Genomic DNA, 19,546 nt, shown 5'->3' on the forward strand with positions numbered 1-19,546 from the left:
TTTACTTTATAAACTGCGTCGCAATTTTCTCAGCCTTTCGACTTTCAGAATAATCGTAAAAACCTTCTCCGGATTTTACACCTAATTTTCCAGCCATAACCATATTAACAAGTAGAGGGCAAGGTGCATATTTAGGATTCTTGAAACCATCATACATCACATTTAAAATAGATAAACAAACATCTAAACCAATAAAATCGGCCAACTGTAATGGACCCATTGGATGTGCCATTCCTAATTTAATAACCGTATCAATTTCTGCAACACCAGCAACGCCATTGTATAAGGTTTCAATAGATTCGTTAATCATAGGCATTAAAATACGGTTAGCTACAAAGCCAGGATAATCGTTAACCTCAGTTGGTACTTTACCTAAAGTTTTAGACAGATTCATTATAGTAGAAGTTACATCATTACTTGTACTGTACCCTCTAATGATTTCTACTAATTTCATAATTGGTACAGGATTCATAAAGTGCATACCAATAACTTTTTCTGGTCTAGAGGTTGCTGCTGCAATTTGTGTAATAGAAATTGAAGATGTGTTTGTAGCGAGAATAGTGTTTTCAGCACAAATAGCGTCTAGTTGCTTAAAAATCTTAAGTTTTAAATCTAGGTTTTCGGTTGCCGCTTCAACGACTAAGTCTACATTTTTTACACCATCTTCAGTAGTGGTAAATGTAGAAATGTTTCCTAAAGTTTCAGTTTTTTCAACTTCAGTAATCTTTTCTTTGGCGACCATTCTATCTAAATTTCTAGAAATGGTATCCATGCCTCGTTTTAAAGACGCTTCACTAATATCTATAAGTTGAACATTAAATCCTGATTGTGCAAATGTGTGTGCAATGCCATTTCCCATGGTTCCTGCACCTATAACTGCTATGTTTTTCATAATTAAAAAAGCCCATCCTAACCTTCCTACTTCGACTGCGCTCAGCACAAGCTTTAGGAAGGAACTCTTACTTGGGCGGAATAAGAAAAGCCACTTTAATTCCCCAAAGGGGAAAACTGAAGCGTTTATGTTAATACTAATTTTATGGTTTCAAATTTAATTTCTAGCCGTAACCGTTTTCACTTGCTTATTGAAAGGGCTAGAGATGGACTATTAAAACTGATTAATAATCATGTTAGCCACACGCAAAGCCTCAGTGCCATCGTGCAATGTTACAATAGGTTTAGTGTTGTTACTAATAGCATCTGCAAAAGTTTCTAACTCATCTAAAATAGCGTTGTTATTGGCTATTTCTGGATTGTCAAAGTAGATTTGTTTTTTTACGCCTTCTGCATTCTGTAGTATCATATCAAAATCGCCAGGATTATCTGGTGCATCTTTCATTTTAACAACTTCACATTTTTTTTCTAAAAAGTCTACAGAGATGTAAGCATCTTTTTGAAAGAAACGCGTTTTACGCATATTTTTTAATGAAATTCTACTTGCTGTAAGATTGGCAACACAGCCATTTTTAAATTCAATACGAGCATTGGCAATATCTGGTGTTTCACTTACTACAGAAACTCCACTAGCAGAAATATGCTTTACAGGCGATTGTACAACAGAAAGAATGATATCAATATCATGAATCATTAAATCTAAAACTACAGGCACATCTGTACCACGAGGGTTAAACTCGGCCAATCTGTGACACTCAATAAACATTGGGTTGTTAATTTGGTCTTTTACACCAATAAAAGCAGGATTAAAACGCTCTACATGACCCACTTGTCCTTTAACACCATGTTCTGCAACTAACGTCCTAATAGTTTCAGCCTCTTCAACAGTATTGGTTATTGGCTTTTCAATAAAAATATGTTTACCTTTTTTAATGGCTTGTTTAGCACAATCATAGTGAGAAAGGGTAGGTGTAACAATATCTACAACATCTACAGCTTCAATTAAATCGTCTATAGAATCATAGTATGTATAACCAAATTCTTCAACAACACGTTTTGCGTTTTCTGGATCTGCATCGTAAAAACCGACTAGATCATATTTATTAGATTGGTTAAGTAACCTTAAATGAATTTTACCAAGGTGTCCAGCACCAAGAACTCCAGCTTTTAGCATATTATCAATTTTTACCAAAAATAAATGTTTTCGATTAGAAATTGAAAAAAGAAAATATAAAATAATGCGAAATTCATAAGGCTTTTAATTATTGGAAATTCAAAATATTTATGTTTTCAATATTCAATTTTAATTGACTTTAATTTTGAATTAAAATGAAGTGATTCTAATAATTTAAAACTCAGTTTGTAATCTAAAATGTACTACAGTGATTATAGACTTTTATGCACTATGATTGAAAAAATCTGGAACTTTCAATTTGAAAATTGTAATATTTTGAAGTATTTTTACCTTAAACTAAACTACGCTTTTGAAAGATACATTTAAGCATCAAGGAATGCGCCAACAACTTGTTGATACGCTTGTAAAAAAAGGAATTAAAGACCAAAACGTCTTAAAGGCAATAAATAAAATTCCTAGACATTTGTTTATGGATTCTGGCTTTATAGACCATGCTTACCAAGATAAAGCATTTCCTATTGCTGCTGACCAAACGATTTCACAACCTTATACTGTAGCATTTCAATCTGAATTATTACAAGTAAAACCAGGCGATAAAGTTTTAGAAATTGGTACTGGTAGTGGTTACCAAACCGCTGTGCTTTTAGAACTTGGCGCAAAAGTTTATAGTATAGAGCGACAGCAAGAATTGTTTAAAAAAACCTCTAAATTTTTGCCTAAAATAGGATATCGTGCTAGAAAACTAATTTTTGGTGACGGTTATAAAGGTCTGTTAGATGAGGCACCTTTTCAAAGTATTATTGTAACAGCTGGTGCACCTTATGTTCCTAATCCATTACTTAGTCAGTTAGCCGTTGGAGGACGTTTGGTAATCCCAGTTGGTGAAGATGTGCAAGTAATGACTATGTTTATAAGAAAAGGTTCTAAAGAATTTGAAAAACACGAATTTGGTGATTTTAGATTTGTTCCAATGTTAGAGGATAAGAATTAAAGAATATTCTAAAAAAGGTATTAATCCGTAGTTAAATATTTCTCAGGAATTGGGTTTTCTTCAGATTCTTGAGTCCAATAAATATTAATAATCCACCAACGTTTACCGTCGTTAAATAACTGAACACTATTAATACCTCTCATAAAAGGTGTTGTGTCGTCTTTACTTTTAAAGGCTTGATAGGTTGTAAAAACATGAGCTATATTACCAAAGGTTTGCGTTTTTCTGCTGATTTCTACTTCGTGAAAACCGTTTTCTACTAGCCAATTTCCTGCAGTAGAAATGTAATCGTCTGGAGACATATACTTAACAACGCTTTCACCATTTTTATTTTTATTAGTAGCAATGAGCTTTGCGTCTTTTTGAAAGAGGTGCTTAAATAAATCCCAATCGCGTTTAACGCCTTTATCTCCTGATATTACGGAGTATAATGTGGCAATTGTACTATCTATTGTTGCAACTTTACTTGAATAATCTTTTTTTTCTTCTTGTGCAGAGAGACTAATTGAAAAAAGTAATAGGATTAATGTGATTTTTTTCATGTTATAAACTTAAAAGAATTTTAAACCAAATACAACCGCATCACTTATAAATCCGCTTTGGTAAGATCGTAAATAATCGACTCTTAAGAAACGCCATTTTCCCCAGCCAATATTATCTAATCCAATAGAATATTCTTGATAAGGTTTAAAATCTGGCTGTGCTAAGACGTGTGCCCCAACTACTAAATTAAAATTTAGTTTGTTTAATAAAGGTACTTTTCCGAGTATAAAGCCATTAAAATCGTGTTCTGCATGTGCTTCAAAATAAGAATCGTTTGTACTTGCGCCATAATAATCTAAATTATTAAATACATTGGTGTAATTACCTTCTGTACTCACATGCGTAAGGTTGCCATTAAAGTGCTGGTAGTCTACAAAAGCGATGTCTTCTCCATTAAAGAATTTTCCGGCTTTTAGATTGTAGTTAAATCTACCTTTATCTTTTACGTTGAAAGATTGTGTTAAACGTATTTTAATTTGGTCAAAATTATAGGCACTGTTGGTGGCTCCAAATCCTTTTTCGTACCCTAAATACAAAGTAGGGTAATTATCGTTACCAATATTGTATTTAGCATCTGGATAACTCATGTATTCTTGTCCAAAGTTAATTCGCGCGTTTATGGTTCCTTTTAAAATATTATGGGTTTGGAATGGTTCAATGCCATAGGCCAATTCATTTAACGGATTATTACTTGTGTAAGCATCATTATCATCATTAATGTAAACTTGGTCTGAAGTATTAAACAATGCTTTTCGTCTTTGATAACTTATGCCTGCATATAATCTAAAACCGTTAAAAAGTTCTTCTGAATAGTTTAAAGATAAGTGGCTTTTATCATATAACTTCATATAATTATCTTCAAAAAACAAAGAACTCACACCATTTATTAAGGGTGTAATTGGGTTTGAAGGATTAAATTGAGATGTAATTACACCTCCTGATAATGTTAAAAAAGGGTAGGAGGTATTATTAAATTTGTATGTAATTGCGCCTGTAGCACGCAATCTATCATCTGAAAATCCGTATTGTAAATCGCCATTAACACTTATGTACCTGTTATAGTCATCAAACCCTTTTGTGTAGAAAACATTTGCACCAATGGTGTATCCTTGAACCGTATTAAATTGTGTTGAAGTAGGAGGAATGTTAAATCCTAATCGATAATTTTTATATGAATTTTGATAGGTATAACCTAAAATGTTTCCGAGTTTAAATTTGTTTTTTACAGCATCAATAGAGTCTAAATAAGGTTTAGATTCTCTTACTATTTGTATACTGTCTTTGGTGATGTAATCTGTACGTTCTTCTAATGTTAATGGAACAGGTCTAATTTTGTTCCAGAAAATTGAATCCTTTTTGTTGGCTTCATCTTCAAAAGACACAATTTCTTTATTAAAATCTTTTCTTGTTAACGAGGTATTGAACTCGTAATTACTGTAAACTGCCGTAAAACGTCCATCGCCTTTAATGCCAAATAAACCATACTTAAAATCGATACTTTGAGATATTCTCGCCCAAATATCATCGCTTTCAGAATACGAGAAACTTTGTTGTAAAGAAATCACATCTACAGCCGGAATCCTTGCTTGTATGCCTGTAATATCTAACTCTAAAGCATAAATATCCCATTGATTTTCTACAATATAAATAAAGCCTGAAAAAACAGGGTCGTTTTTACGTTTTGGTGTTACTTTAATCTTGTTAATGAGGTTGCCTCTGTTATCATAGAAAACACCATCTAGTTTGTATTTGTAGTAACTAAAGGCGTTGTTGGCAATTGGAGATATAATTTCGTTTCCAAAATTAATGGTGTTATTATAAAAATTAAAGTCAACTTCTAATGCTGTGTTAAAGCTAAATCCATTACTGTTTCCGCTAATTTTTGAAGCAGAAATTCGTTCTTTAAGTTTATCTGGACTTAAAAACTGAATTTTAGAAATGGTTTCAGATAAATAGATAATGCCACTTCTTGTAGAATCTAATCCGCCTCCTAAATCGCCAACTTCTTGACCCATTATTTTCTCTGGAGCATCTTTAATTTTAATTAAACCTCTAGAGTAGAAGTCGGCTTTAAAAGATTCAATTTTATCGAGATTAGCTTGTCGTTGTGCCATAGCTTGCCGCATTATAGCATTGGCAGGATCGTTAGTGGCATCTACCAAAACTTCGCCTAGAGAAACAGATTCTTCTTCTAAGACAATATCTAATTGATATGGAAATTTAGAAATTGACACCGATTTTTTAACCGTCTTATAACCCAAATAACTATATATAATTACATAGTCTTTGGGTTGTGAGATGTTGAGTTCGTAATAACCATCGTCATTACTTGTTGTCCCTTTGTATGTATTTTCTATTAAAATATTTACAAAAGGTAATGGATTATTGTTTTGGTCTGTGATGTTTCCGGTGATTTGTGCCGAAATTGAAGAACTGATCGCGATTAGAAAGATGAAGAGTAGTTTTTTTTGCATAAACTAATTGATTGATGATTAGGTAATGGTTTTAAGATTGATTTTACATCACAAACTTTGTGCCTTTTATAATTAAAGACGTTATTATATTAAAAAAGGTTGCTTTAATTGTAAAATTTTATATGCTGTCTTCAAACTTAGGCTAATAAATAAAACGAAAAAGTTATAGGAATCTTAAAGTTATTTAAATAAATGAAAATAAAGAGGTTAATAGTTTTCAATTTTATTTAAAATTGTTCTAGGATTTGGAGTGAGCTTATTGTCTTCCCATTTTAAATTTATTTTAATAGAATTAGTTTCTTCCCAAATAGGATCATCATTAGATTCTATATCTTCAGGGAATTGTCCATGTTCTTTCAAAAATAAAATCTTGTCTTTTTCTCCGTTAGGATTATTAGGAAAAATTAATATTTCGGATTCCCAAAACCCAATATCTGCACTAGAAGTTAAATCTAAAACTTTGTGTAAACCACTGTCATTTAAAAATAGATAAAAACCACCTGTATTTGCTTCACAAGATTCAGGTAAATAATTAAAGTAGAGAATATGATTTACATTTTCAATTCCTAGATTATCATGTAAGAAGATTCTAAAAAGGTAATTGTCACCCTTAAATTCCGTTATGTTTTCTAAATAGTCAGAAGATTTATTTGTTAAAACTCGTGTAATGACGTACAATTTAGAGTTATCCATTTTAAAACTAAATAAAAATCTAGTTTCGTTACTCTTCTTTTCAGTTATAGAGATTAAACCGCCAACGAGATACCCTTGTTTATCGTTATATTCTACTTTATACCATGGAGATTCAATGCCATTGTATAGGTAAGTTTTATCTGTAACTTCAATTATTTTTAGAGTTGTTCCAATTTTTAAAAGTGAAATAGTTTTAGCATCTGTAGATGGCTCATTTCTTAATTTTACATTGTCTCCAAAAAGAAAAACAGTTTGATTGATTTTAAATTCCTGATCATATTCAAATTGACTAGAATTTTGGCCAATAACAATGTTGCAAATAAAAAATACTAATAATATTATCTTTTTCATCTTGAATTATTTACAAGTGAAGATAATAAAATAGGTTTAATTTGAAATAGAAAACAATAGATATAAAAAGGGATTTTTATTACCTAAAATCTTTCTTAATACGAGCTAAATTACGCTTGTTGTCGCGATCTTTAATAGTTTCGCGCTTATCGTAGAGTTTTTTACCTTTTCCTAAGCCAATAATCATTTTGGCATAACCTCTATCATCAACAAAAAGTTTTAAAGGAATAATGGCATTGCCTTTAACGTCAATTTCTTTTTTAAGCTTTTTAAGCTCTTTTTTATTAAGAAGTAATTTGCGCTCTGCCTTTGGTCTGTGGTTGTAGTAATTACCGTAAGCGTATTCTTCAACCGTCATGTTAATAACAAAAAGCTCTCCACGGTCATTAAACTCACAAAAGCTTTCGGCAATAGACGCTTTACTGGCTCTAATAGATTTAATCTCTGTGCCGGTAAGAACAATTCCAGCCGTATATTTATCTAATATTTCGTACTGAAATTTGGCTTTCTTATTAAGTATGTTGACCTTATTTTGCATGGTTGGCAAAGATAGGTTTTTAGTGAAAATTGTAAAAGTTTAAAGCTTGAAATGTTTTCTCTATGAATTAAGAATTTGTTAATACGTCATTAATTTGAAATCTAAACTTTAGTTTTGCGACTGTGTTTTTAGAAAATAAGTAACCCATGAAAAATTATATTTTACTCCTATTAATTGCGGTTTGTTTTAGCTGTAAAAATGAAAATACTACAATTGATACATCTGTTATTGAAGGGCATAAAACGAAATTGACAGCAAATGATATTGTAAACAAATCAATTGAAGTTTCTGGTGGTGAAAAGTTTAAACAATCGAGTTTAAAATTTGAATTTAGAGATGTTTATTACCAAGCACTTCGTAAAAACCATGAGTTTCTTTTAGTTAGAATTTTAGTAAAAGATAACGATTCTATTTTTGATATGTTAAGTAATGTTGGTTTTGAACGTTACGACAATAAAGACTTCGTAAAGCTTGAAGATTCTATTGCCAAAACCTACGAAGCCTCTGTAAATTCTGTACATTATTTTTCAGTTTTACCTTATGGATTAAATGACGAGGCTGTGAACAAAACATTATTAGCTGATGAGCAAATAAAGGGCAAAGATTATTATAAAGTAAAAGTGACTTTTAATAAAAATGGAGGAGGAGAAGATTTTGAAGATGTGTTTGTGTATTGGTTTGATAAGCAGAACTTTAAGATGGATTATTTAGCATACTCATATAACGAAGCATTTGGTGTGGGAATGCGTTTTAGAGAAGCCTATAATGAGCGTTATATTAACGGTTTACGTTTTGTAGATTATAATAACTATAAAACAAAAGATACAGAAATAAAGCTCGAAGATTTAGGTAAAGACTTTGAAAATAATCAATTAGAATTATTGTCTAAAATTGAATTAGAGAATGTAGAAGTACAGTTAATTAACAACTGATAATTCAGACGTTTTTTTGCCATCTTTTGTGAAGGTTACTTTGTATAAGTTGGCATTATTATGATCTTCAATATCATCGTATTTTTCTTCGTTTATTAAAGCATTTACAAATTTTGGTGTAGTGTTACTGTGACCAACAATTAATACGGTTTTACCTTTTGTTTTCTCTTTAAATTCTTCAATTTTAAAGTCAGAAGGATTATAAAAATGAATCACTAAATCATTTGCCTTTGCAGTTGGCGTTGCGGTCTCTTTTGTTCTATTATAATCTGTAGAATAAACAGCGTCAAATTTAATACCTTTAAAGTGTTTATTCCAATTATTGGCACGCTGGCGGCCAAAAGAAGTTAAATGTGGATCCTTATTTTTTTTATCACCTCTATCTTTTTCGGCATGTCTTATTAAGTAGTATGTAGCAATTACATTTTCATTTTGTTCAGTTTCTTTTTCTTTACAAGAGGGAAATACTACTAAAGTTAAGAGAAGTATTAGTATTAATTTTTTCATATTAGATAAAAGAATCTGATTAAGTATTACTATATAGCGTACTACGAATTTAGTGATTTATATTGTAGATTTTAAATTACTTTTTTACTAAGTTTTAAATTAGTAGGAATAATTACATTGTGTTCAGATTTTTCTAGTAATAGCTTTAAAAGTTTTTGGATATCTTCAGGCTTATAATCTTTAATGTTGATAGATATATCTGATTTTATCTTGAATTCTAAATTCAAAGTTTTAGTAATTCTATTATGGTTTATCTGAATTAGATTGGGCAAAAGTCTCATTTTAAACCAACGTTGATTAAGATATAATTTATCCTCGTATATGGCGTTTTTACTTTATAAATAAACCACATTACAAAGTTTACAATTGGTATAGACCATAAACATAAAATAAATAAAATTTCAAATTCTGAAATGTTGCCTTGCAAGATATATAAAACGGAAATTAGTATGGCGAAAATTAAATCAAATACATCAATTGATTTACCTTGACTACGGAATTTATATTCGTTATTAAAGTTGTTTTTAAAAATTGATAATTCCCAAATAATGAGTGTAAGATAAATGAGAACAACAATTGAAATATTGAGGTAAGTTGAATAGAATGTATCCAATAATTGAAATGCAATTAAACTGCTTAATAAGATAATAATTGCAATGAAATATTTCATCTATTAATAGTGTTATTACGCCAATTCTAAAGCGATTTCTATCATGTTTTTAAACGTAGTTTCACGTTCTTTACTCGATGTAGTTTCTCCAGTAACTAAAGAATCTGAGATGGTTAAAATAGCTAAAGCATTTGCATTATGTTTTGCAGCTACGGTATATAAACCTGCAGCTTCCATTTCTACACAAAGTACACCAAATTTAGACCACTTTTTAAAGGATTCTTTATCATCTTCGTAAAACTCATCTGAAGATAAAACATTACCTGCTTTAATCTCTATGTTTTTTTCGCGCGCTGCTTCTACAGCTTTTGTAAACAAACTAAAATCTGCTGTAGGTGCATAATCAGCACCACCAAAACGTAATTTGTTAATACCAGAATTAGAAGACGCAGACATAGCTAAAACAATATCTCTAATTTTTATATCCTTTTGGTAAGAGCCAGCACTACCAACTCTAATGAGATTTTTTACGCCATATTCTGTTATTAATTCATTGGCATAAATAGATATACTTGGAACTCCCATACCTGTTCCCATTACAGAAATTGGTTTGCCATTATAGGTGCCAGTATAGCCTAGCATTCCTCTAACTTTGTTAAAGCAAACCGGTTTTTTAAAAAATGTTTCAGCAACCCATTTAGCTCTTAAAGGATCTCCTGGTAGTAAAATAGTTTCTGCTATTTCACCTTTTTTAGCTTCAATATGTACACTCATATTGCAAAGTTAGGTAAAGAAGTGATTTAAGTTTTTTATTTTATATCAAATTTCTTGTCTTTGGTCTTAATTTTTTCGAATGACTTATGTTATTAAAATTTAACATAAGAAACTGAGAGCATTAAATTAACTTGAATATAATTCGAAATTAAAAAAGCTTAAATCTTTTTATTAAGGTAATTAGTGTATAATTTCTAATAGGCTGCTGTTGAATATTCGTCATTCATCATTGCAACACCTGCAGAAGCACCAATTCTAGAAACGCCAACTTCTATATATTTTAGTGCTGTTTCAGCATCTCTAATTCCGCCAGAAGCTTTTATTTTAAGCTGACCTCTTACCGTTTTTTTCATAATTTTCACGGCAGTTAATGTTGCTCCGCTTTTAGAAAATCCTGTTGATGTTTTTACAAAATCGGCTTTGGCATCTATACAGATTTCGCAAGCTTTTACAATTTCGTTTTTAGAAAGTTCACTGATTTCTAAAATTACTTTTAGCGTTGTAAAACCTATGGCTTTCTTTACTTTACTGATGTCTTTGAGAACAGCAAGGTAATTTTTGCTCTTAAGACGACCAATATTAATAACCATATCGATTTCTGTTGCGCCTTGGTCTATAGCATTTTTTGCTTCAAATATTTTGGCTTCTGTAGACATTGCACCAAGTGGAAAACCAACTACAGAGCAAATTTTAACATTAGAACGACCTATAGCTTGTTTAGCTAATGCAACATAATTACTGTTTACACAAACAGAGTAAAAACGGTATTTTAATGCTTCGTCACAAAGTTTTAGGATGTCCGCTTCGGTTGCTGAAGGGCTTAATAGAGTATGGTCAATAAATTTATTTAATTCTATCATAAAAAGTTAGGGCTTTTGTACTTAAAATTAATTGCAATAATTCCCGTATTATGTCATGGGAACACAACAAATATTGATTAAACTTAAAAGGTAACGTTAGAATTAAATAGCTCGACAAAGTTAATATTTATCCGTTAAAAAGCATTAAAACGTTGGAAAAATATTGTGCATTTCGTCGAATATATTTTTATAAAATTATAAGCACTTGATAGTCAGTTAATTAAGAATTAAGAATAAATAAACTCTTTGTAAGAAAATGTTAGATGTGTATTTCTTTGTTTAAACGTGTTAAAAAATACTTAATCAATCATTAATAAGCGTTAGTATTAAAGTAAAATTAACGCTACAATGATAAACCTAATTACGTATAATTTAAATTTTATTTACAATAAAGTAGCCAGAAGAAATCCTCTTATTATATTGAAGCATTAAATACAAAGAAATGACCAAAAAACTAAATGCTAAAATAGAATACGATTTAATTTGTGTAGGAGGTGGTATAATGAGCGCAACCTTAGCATTAATTTCTAAAATATTACAACCAAAATTAAAGGTGCTAATTGTTGAGCGGTTAAATAATGTTGCACAAGAGAGTTCTGCAGCATGGAACAATGCAGGCACAGGCCATTCTGCTTTGTGTGAATTAAATTATTGTCCACAAGGCAAAGATGGCCATGTTTCAATTAATAAAGCCATAGAGATTTGTAAACAGTTTGAAGTCTCAAAACAGTTTTGGTCTTTTTTAGTTAATGAAGGTTTAATTGAAAACCCTGAAGATTTTATAAAAAATGTACCACATCACAGTTGGGTAACTGGAAAGGAAAATTCAGATTATTTAGAAGCACGCTACAAAGCTTTTAAAAAACACTATTTATTTGATACAATAGAGTTTACAAGAGATGTTGAAAAAATGAAATCGTGGTTTCCTTTAATAGCCAGTGATAGGTCTGTTAATGAAGACATGGCAGCATCTCGTATTAGTAGAGGCACAGAGGTTAATTATGGCAATCTTACTCAGCAACTTTTTCAAATTTTAGAAACTAAGTTTAATACGCCTGTTCATTGCAATATTGAAGTGCAAGATGTAGATCCTAGTTTAGATATAGATTGGACGGTTGAATTAAAAGATTTAGAAACAAAAACTATTCATCAAATAGAATCTAAGCATGTTTTTATAGGTGCAGGAGGTGCAAGTTTGTTGTTGCTTCAAAAAGTTGAAATAGAGGAGAAGGAAGGCTATGGCGGTTTTCCCGTAAGTGGCGAATGGTTGGTTTGTAAAAATGAAGCTATAATTAATCAACACAACGCTAAAGTCTACAGTAAAGCAGGCCCTAATGATCCACCAATGTCTACACCACATTTAGATACAAGATATATTAATGGTAAACGAGAATTACTATTTGGTCCATTTGCAGGTTTTAGTCCTAAATTTTTAAAAGAAGGGTCTTACTTAGATTTAGTAAAGTCCATTAAATTTGATAATTTGTCGCCAATGCTAGGTGCTTTTTGGCATAATTTGCCATTAACTCGGTATTTGGTAGAACAAGTAAGTATGAGCCATGACGATCGCATGGATGAATTACGTAAGTTTTACAAAAATGCAAAGCGTGAAGATTGGGAGTTATTGGTGGCAGGTCAGCGTGTTCAAATTATTAAAAAGGACGATTTTGAAGGTGGAAAGTTGCAATTTGGTACAGAAGTAGTTAGTAGTAAAGACGGCAGTATAACGTGCCTTTTAGGAGCTTCGCCTGGAGCTTCTACAGCAGTGCATGTAATGATGACTGTTATAGAAAAGGCATTTCCAGAAATTCTTAATTCTGAAAAAGGAAAGCAATTACTAAAGGTTATGATACCTATGTGGAAATCAGAATTAACCCAAGAGTTGTTTGAAACTCAACTTAAAAAATCAAAGATTGCATTAAAATTGTAATAATTATTTATATTAAACAGGAAGAGCAACACGCCTTCCAAGCGCTTGGAATTTGTGTTGCTCTTAACCAACCAATCATTATAAAGACTGTTTTTAGTCTAAATTGTTACAGTTTTATTGTAATTCTTCTGCAACTAAATCTCCTTGATTTCTAAAGACTAGCTGCCCATCAAATTCATCTAATAAAATAATACTATCTGTAGTCACTTTTCCTGCTAGTATTTCTTTACTTAGCTGGTTGAGTACATCTTTTTGTATAACTCGTTTTACAGGTCTTGCTCCATATTCTGGGTTATAACCTTTCTCTGCCAAATAGCTTAAAGCCTCTGGTGTAGCATCAAAAGTAATGCCTTGTTTTGCTATCATTTTGGTGATACCTTTTAGTTGTAAGCTTACAATATCTACAATGTTCTCTTTTGAAAGCGGTGTAAACATAATGGTATCATCTATTCGGTTTAAAAACTCTGGTCTTACACTTTGTTTTAAAACAGCAAGGACATCTATTTTTGCAGCTTCCATAGCAGAAGGTATATCCTTAGTAGCTTCAAAACGCTCTTGTATTAAATGACTTCCTATGTTAGAGGTCATTATTATAATAGTGTTTTTAAAATCTGCAATTCTACCTTTATTATCTGTTAATCTACCTTCATCTAATACTTGTAATAAAATATTAAATGTGTCTGGATGCGCTTTTTCAATCTCATCTAATAAAACTACAGAATAAGGCTTACGTCTTACTGCTTCTGTTAATTGTCCGCCTTCATCGTAACCAACATATCCAGGAGGTGCGCCAACTAACCTGCTTACCGCGTGGCGTTCTTGATATTCACTCATATCTATACGCGTCATGGCGTTTTCATCATCAAATAGATATTCTGCTAATGCTTTTGCAAGTTCTGTTTTACCCACACCAGTAGTTCCTAAAAATAAGAAGGTACCTAATGGTTTTTGCGGGTTTTGAAGTCCTGCTCTGGATCTACGTACAGCATCACTAACGGCTTCAATAGCTTCTTCTTGCCCAACAACACGTTTGTGTAATTCGTCTTCAAGTTTAAGGAGTTTTTCACGATCACTTTGCAACATTTTTGTGACAGGTATGCCTGTCCATTTGGCTACAACATCTGCAATATCTTCGTAATTAACTTCTTCCTTAATTAATGAAGTGTCTTGTTGTTCTGCTAACTCAATCTGATATTTCTCTAACTTTTCATTAGCCTCTTTAATTTTCCCATATCTGATTTCGGCAACCTTTCCGTAATCGCCATCGCGTTCGGCGCGTTCAGCTTCAAGTTTATAATTTTCTATTTCTTGCTTTATATTCTGAACATTTTCTACGACTTCTTTTTCAGATTTCCATTTAGCATTGAGTTCATTACGTTCTTCCTTGAGATTAGCTAAATCTGCTTTTAAGCTTTTTAATTTTGTTTCATCTTTTTCGCGCTTAATGGCTTCATGCTCAATTTCTAGCTGCATAATTTTACGGTCTAAAACATCTAATTCTTCTGGTTTAGAGTTAATTTCCATACGTAATTTAGAAGCAGCTTCATCCATTAAATCTATGGCTTTATCTGGTAAAAATCGATTTGTTATGTAGCGTTGCGATAATTCTACCGCACCAATAATGGCCTCATCTTTAATTCTAACTTTATGGTGCGCTTCATATTTTTCTTTAATACCACGAAGAATAGAAATGGCACTCTCGGTATCTGGTTCATCTACTTTTACCATTTGAAAACGTCGCTCTAAAGCTTTGTCTTGTTCAAAATATTTTTGGTATTCATCTAAAGTAGTGGCACCAATAGCTCTTAATTCGCCACGTGCTAAAGCAGGTTTTAAAATATTAGCTGCATCCATGGCACCTTGTCCACCACCTGCACCCACAAGTGTATGAATTTCGTCTATAAATAAAACGATATCTCCATTACTTTCTGTTACTTCTTTGATAACGGCTTTTAAACGTTCTTCAAATTCACCTTTAAATTTTGCACCTGCAATAAGTGCTCCCATATCTAAAGCAAAAATTTGCTTGTCTTTTAGATTTTCTGGTATATCGCCATCAATAATTCTGTGCGCTAATCCTTCTGCAATAGCGGTTTTACCAGTACCTGGTTCACCAACTAAAATGGGGTTGTTTTTTGTTCTACGAGATAAAATTTGAAGAATTCTTCGTATTTCTTCATCTCTACCAATTACAGGGTCTAACTTACCATCTTCTGCAAGCTGATTTAAGTTTTTAGCGTATTTATTAAGTGAGTTATAGGTCTCTTCTTGGTTTTGAGAGGTTACTCTATCGCCTTTTCTTAATTCTTCAATTGCAGCATTTAAGCCTTTTTCTGTAACGCCTTGGTCTTTTAAAATTTGAGCAATTTTACTTTTAGATTTAAAAATGGCTAAAACTAAATGTTCTACGGAAACGTAGTCGTCATTCATTTTTTTAGCTATAATTGAGGATTCGTTTAAGGTTTTACTCGCCTCACGAGATATCATTATATCTGCTCCAGAAACTTTAGGGAAACGCTCTAGTTCTTTTTCTAAAATTTGATGAAGCATGGATACGTTAACATTCAACTTTTTTAGTAAGAATGGTAAAACGTTTTCATCAACGTTAAATAAAGCTTTAAAAATATGCTCGTTTTCTATTTGTTGATGACCTAAACCTTGAGCCAGCTGTTGTGCTTGCTGTATGGCTTCTTGTGATTTAATTGTATAATTATTAAAGTTCATCTTTTATTTTGTTCTTATTGTTATGTTATTGTTTTCAATGTACTATTCAACATTCTTACCAAAGTTGATTTGTAGTATAATTATGACAAAAAGGCACAATGTGTTGATGTAGATATGACGTTTTGTCTGGGTGTCGGTGCTATTTAACTGATTTATTATTATTTATACCGAAAATAAAATAGAAATAAATATTAATTATTTATATAAATTGTCATTAAATTTTCCTTTTTTAGTATTTCGAATTGAAATAATATAGACCCTAACCATATTTTATTTCATTTAAATGATGGAAATTCAGAAAAAAATTGAGAAGCGTTATTTCTTATTTATAGCTACAATAGTAGTTTGTGTAATTATTGTCATTGCCATATTTCAAAGTTATGTTGAGGAGCAAAAAAGAATTGTAAATTTTACAGAGGCGCTGGAGTTACAAATGTTAACCTGCCGTAATGTAGTTAATAAAATACATTTTATTTCTGATAATTACTCTAATGCTTCAGATTATAAGAGACTAGAAGATTTTAAATCTTACAGTAATGGTTTTATTAGTAGCCATAAGTCTATTTATAAAAAAATTGTACTCGAGAATGAAAATAGTAGTTCTAAAAATCGTTTTTACATAGATTCTATTTTTTCAATAAGTAACTCTAGTATTGAAAAAATAAATACAATTTCTAATGCATTAGTTAAAGGACAACAAAATTTACCCAATATTGATAACAAATTTCATGAGGCAGAAGCAACTTATCTTCATGCTATGAATACACTTTTAATTCATCAACAAAATGTTATAAAAACAAGATTAGATGATTTAAAAAAGGTAATTGTTATTGTTGCTATTTTGTTTGGCTTATTTGTTTTGGGTGGCTTTTTCATCATCTTAATTCCTGTATTTGATAATTTATTAAGTTCAAATAAAGTATTAACAGACTTAAAATCTAGTTTATTAGCAAAGGAAAAATATAATAGAATTTTTATAGAACAATCTCCTAGTTCTATGGCCATGTTAGATAATGACATGAAATATATTGCAGCTTCAGAAAAGTGGAAAGAAGATTATAAAATTACTGATAAGCATATTATAGGTAAATCTCATTATGACATTTTTCCAGAAATAACAGACGATTGGAAAGCACTACACCAAAAATGTTTAAAAGGAGAAATAGATATATGTGATGAGGCACCTTTTATACGAAAAGATGGAACTGTACAATGGCTGTCTTGGGATGTAAGACCTTGGTATCTTTCTGAGAATGAAATTGGAGGATTGTTAATGTACTCTCGGGATATAACAAAACTAAAAAACGATGAAATTGCTAAACTTAGAGTAGAACAAATTTTAGAGAGTACAACTAAAGTTGCTCGCATAGGCGCTTGGGAAGTTGATATGAAAACAGATAAAATGTTTTTTAGTGATATTTCTAAAGAAATTTTAAAACTACCTGAAGATTATGAAGTTTATTCTAAAAAGAGTTTACATTTTTATAATACTGAAGTTAGTAGAACACAAATTGTAAATGCTATACAACGATTAATAAAAACTGGAGAGCCCTTTGATTTAGAATTAGAGATTATGGATATGGATGGCGAAGAAAAGTGGATAAGAGATATAGGGCAAGCCGAATTTGTAAATGGAGAATGTATCAGACTATACGGTGTTTTTCAGGATATCACAGTTCTTAAGAAGTCAGAAAATGCACTAAAAAAACAAAATCAATTATTAAATTTTGCAGAAGAAATGAACGTAACAGGACATTGGCAATGGAATGTGAAAGCTAATTCTGTAAAATGGTCTTCAAACCTCTATAAAATAGTAGATATGGATGAAGCAACTGCAAATGTTACACCAGAAACATTTTTTGAGATTACGCATCCAGATGATTTTGAAATGGTCTCAAAACATTTTGAGAGTAAGTTTATGGATAATAAATTTAATCAGGATATTATTTATAGAATAATTACAGCCAAAGGTAAAGTAAAAATAATACAGGTATTAAGTAAATTATTTAAAGATAGTTCTGGAGAAATTATAGAAATTATAGGAACATTTCAGGATATAACACATCAACGAACTGCAGAGATTAAATTTAGAGGATTATTAGAGTCTGCACCAGATGCTATGGTAATTATCAATAAAGATTCTATTGTTCATTTAAGTAATAAGCAAGCAGAGCGTATATTTGGCTATTCTTCTACAGAGTTGTTAGGGCAACCAATATCGGTATTAGTTCCAAAATCTGTTCAAGCTAATTTAGAAGCGATTCAAAAACAATTTATAGATAATCCAGAAGAATTACGTTTAAGTGAGGTAAAGGAGTTAATTGGTGTAAACAAAGATGGAAGAGAATTTCCTATAAATATTAGTTTAAGTCCATTGCAGACAGAAGATGGTTTACTAATTTCAATTGCAATTAGGGATATTACCAATGAAAAAGAATATGAAGATAAGATTTTGAAATCTAATAAAAATTTAGAATTAACCGCGTTAAAATTAACCAACCAAAACGTGCAATTGGCGGATTTTGCTCAGATAACATCGCATAATTTAAGAGCACCTGTTAGTAATCTTAATTCTCTTATAGACATGTACCAAATGTCTACAGAAGAGGGTGAAAAAGCTATGGTTTTTGAGAAATTTGAAAAAGTAGTAATTCATCTTACCAATACGTTGAATAACTTAATAGATGCCTTAAAAATCAAGAACAAAGTTGTTGAGAAACAAAATATTAGTTTAACTTCAGCATTTAAGCATGCAGAGGCTAAATTAGCTCCTCAGATTATAGAATCTAATGCAAGAATAACATCAGACTTTAGTGCAATAGATGAAATATTCTTCAATAAAACCTACATTGAAAGTATTTTTCTTAACTTGTTAGAAAATTCAATAAAGTATAAATCTAATGATAGAACGCCAGAAATACATGTAAAATCTTACACTATTGATGGTAAAATTAAATTAGAAATAACAGATAATGGGTTGGGAATTAATTTAAAGAGGCATGGAAAAAAGTTATTTGGGCTAAATAAAGTGTTTCATAGACATCCAGATGCTAAAGGTGTTGGCCTTTTTATGACAAAAATGCAAATAGAATCGATGGGAGGCAGTATTAAAGCAGAAAGTATTGTTGACCAAGGCACCAAATTTATAATAAACTTTAACTAAATAATGAGAAACGTACTAAATATTTGTATTGTAGATGATGATGAAATTTACAAATTTACAGTAGTAAAAACATTAGAAGCATTAGACTTTGATAAAAACATAAAAGCATTTGCAGATGGCGAGGAAGCTTTTGATTTTTTAATTAATAACTTAAATAATGAGCTAGAATTACCAGACGTTATTTTCTTAGATATTAATATGCCTATAATGGATGGTTTTGAGTTTATGGAAGAGTATATAAAAATAAAACCTAAAGTAGGTAAAAAGATAACAATTTACATGGTTTCTTCTTCTGTAGACCCAGTAGATATAGAGAAGGCAAAAAATATTAGTGAAATATCAGATTATATTATAAAACCAATAAAACCTGGAGAATTAAGAGCAATCATTACTAATTTGTATAGTGATAATTGAAAGTTTTAATTTTTTT

The 19,546-nt window shown here is 30.9% G+C and carries 16 protein-coding genes; 5 read left to right on the forward strand and 11 right to left on the reverse strand.

Features of this window, described 5'->3' with window-relative positions; all coding sequences use genetic code 11:
* Window position 1 precedes the first annotated feature (1 nt).
* Together GN138_RS00270 and GN138_RS00275 are read right to left on the reverse strand one after the other, a co-directional pair.
* Window positions 2-892, reverse strand: a complete 891-nt coding sequence (locus GN138_RS00270) for a 3-hydroxyacyl-CoA dehydrogenase family protein (protein WP_157361318.1) — start codon at window positions 890-892, stop codon at window positions 2-4.
* A 213-nt stretch (window positions 893-1,105) separates the two neighbouring features.
* Window positions 1,106-2,065: a Gfo/Idh/MocA family protein gene (locus GN138_RS00275; protein ID WP_157361319.1), complete on the reverse strand. Its 960-nt coding sequence runs from the start codon at window positions 2,063-2,065 to the stop codon at window positions 1,106-1,108.
* A 310-nt stretch (window positions 2,066-2,375) separates the two neighbouring features.
* Here GN138_RS00275 and GN138_RS00280 point away from each other — a divergent pair, with 310 nt between their 5' ends.
* A complete protein-coding gene (locus tag GN138_RS00280; protein WP_157361320.1) occupies window positions 2,376-3,017 on the forward strand; it encodes a protein-L-isoaspartate(D-aspartate) O-methyltransferase in 642 nt (213 codons plus the stop codon).
* A 20-nt stretch (window positions 3,018-3,037) separates the two neighbouring features.
* On the opposite strand, the gene GN138_RS00285 is transcribed toward GN138_RS00280, so the two are convergent.
* From GN138_RS00285 to smpB, 4 genes are all read right to left on the reverse strand, one after another.
* On the reverse strand, window positions 3,038-3,559 hold the full coding sequence (locus GN138_RS00285; RefSeq protein WP_157361321.1) for a hypothetical protein: 522 nt from the start codon (window positions 3,557-3,559) through the stop codon (window positions 3,038-3,040).
* 9 nt (window positions 3,560-3,568) lie between these two features.
* The gene (locus GN138_RS00290) at window positions 3,569-6,034 is read right to left on the reverse strand and encodes a DUF5686 and carboxypeptidase regulatory-like domain-containing protein (protein WP_157361322.1); all 2,466 of its coding nucleotides are present in this window, start codon (window positions 6,032-6,034) and stop codon (window positions 3,569-3,571) included.
* Window positions 6,035-6,241: 207 nt separating this feature from the next.
* Window positions 6,242-7,078 (reverse strand): SH3 domain-containing protein, encoded by an 837-nt coding sequence (locus GN138_RS00295; protein WP_157361323.1) that lies wholly within the window; start codon window positions 7,076-7,078, stop codon window positions 6,242-6,244.
* A gap of 79 nt (window positions 7,079-7,157) precedes the next feature.
* Window positions 7,158-7,616: an SsrA-binding protein SmpB gene (gene smpB, locus GN138_RS00300; protein WP_157361324.1), complete on the reverse strand. Its 459-nt coding sequence runs from the start codon at window positions 7,614-7,616 to the stop codon at window positions 7,158-7,160.
* A gap of 146 nt (window positions 7,617-7,762) precedes the next feature.
* Between smpB and GN138_RS00305 the strand changes: the two genes are divergently transcribed.
* Window positions 7,763-8,548 (forward strand): DUF6503 family protein, encoded by a 786-nt coding sequence (locus GN138_RS00305; RefSeq protein ID WP_157361325.1) that lies wholly within the window; start codon window positions 7,763-7,765, stop codon window positions 8,546-8,548.
* Here the strand turns inward: GN138_RS00305 and GN138_RS00310 are convergent.
* From GN138_RS00310 to deoC, 4 genes are all read right to left on the reverse strand, one after another.
* Window positions 8,534-9,055, reverse strand: coding sequence for a SixA phosphatase family protein (locus GN138_RS00310; RefSeq protein WP_157361326.1), 522 nt, complete (start codon window positions 9,053-9,055; stop codon window positions 8,534-8,536). The two genes, GN138_RS00305 and GN138_RS00310, sit on opposite strands and share 15 nt — an antisense overlap.
* Window positions 9,056-9,332: 277 nt before the next feature.
* Entirely contained in the window at window positions 9,333-9,725 is a 393-nt protein-coding gene (locus GN138_RS00315) for a hypothetical protein (RefSeq protein ID WP_157361327.1), read from the reverse strand.
* Between the two features lie 15 nt (window positions 9,726-9,740).
* Complete coding sequence (gene deoD / locus GN138_RS00320; RefSeq protein WP_157361328.1) at window positions 9,741-10,439, reverse strand: purine-nucleoside phosphorylase; 699 nt, start codon at window positions 10,437-10,439, stop codon at window positions 9,741-9,743.
* A 194-nt stretch (window positions 10,440-10,633) separates the two neighbouring features.
* The gene (deoC, locus tag GN138_RS00325; protein ID WP_317162703.1) at window positions 10,634-11,296 is read right to left on the reverse strand and encodes a deoxyribose-phosphate aldolase; all 663 of its coding nucleotides are present in this window, start codon (window positions 11,294-11,296) and stop codon (window positions 10,634-10,636) included.
* A 445-nt stretch (window positions 11,297-11,741) separates the two neighbouring features.
* On the opposite strand from deoC, the gene mqo reads away from it, so the two are divergent.
* The gene (gene mqo / locus GN138_RS00330) at window positions 11,742-13,229 is read left to right on the forward strand and encodes a malate dehydrogenase (quinone) (protein WP_157361330.1); all 1,488 of its coding nucleotides are present in this window, start codon (window positions 11,742-11,744) and stop codon (window positions 13,227-13,229) included.
* Between the two features lie 114 nt (window positions 13,230-13,343).
* On the opposite strand, the gene clpB is transcribed toward mqo, so the two are convergent.
* Complete coding sequence (clpB, locus tag GN138_RS00335; RefSeq protein WP_157361331.1) at window positions 13,344-15,953, reverse strand: ATP-dependent chaperone ClpB; 2,610 nt, start codon at window positions 15,951-15,953, stop codon at window positions 13,344-13,346.
* A 286-nt stretch (window positions 15,954-16,239) separates the two neighbouring features.
* Between clpB and GN138_RS00340 the strand changes: the two genes are divergently transcribed.
* On the forward strand, window positions 16,240-19,116 hold the full coding sequence (locus GN138_RS00340) for a PAS domain-containing sensor histidine kinase (RefSeq protein WP_197429294.1): 2,877 nt from the start codon (window positions 16,240-16,242) through the stop codon (window positions 19,114-19,116).
* 3 nt (window positions 19,117-19,119) lie between these two features.
* Window positions 19,120-19,530 (forward strand): response regulator, encoded by a 411-nt coding sequence (locus GN138_RS00345; protein ID WP_157361333.1) that lies wholly within the window; start codon window positions 19,120-19,122, stop codon window positions 19,528-19,530.
* Window positions 19,531-19,546: the final 16 nt, after the last annotated feature.

The sequence above is a fragment of the Winogradskyella endarachnes genome, from assembly GCF_009741275.1.
GTDB lineage: Bacteria > Bacteroidota > Bacteroidia > Flavobacteriales > Flavobacteriaceae > Winogradskyella > Winogradskyella endarachnes.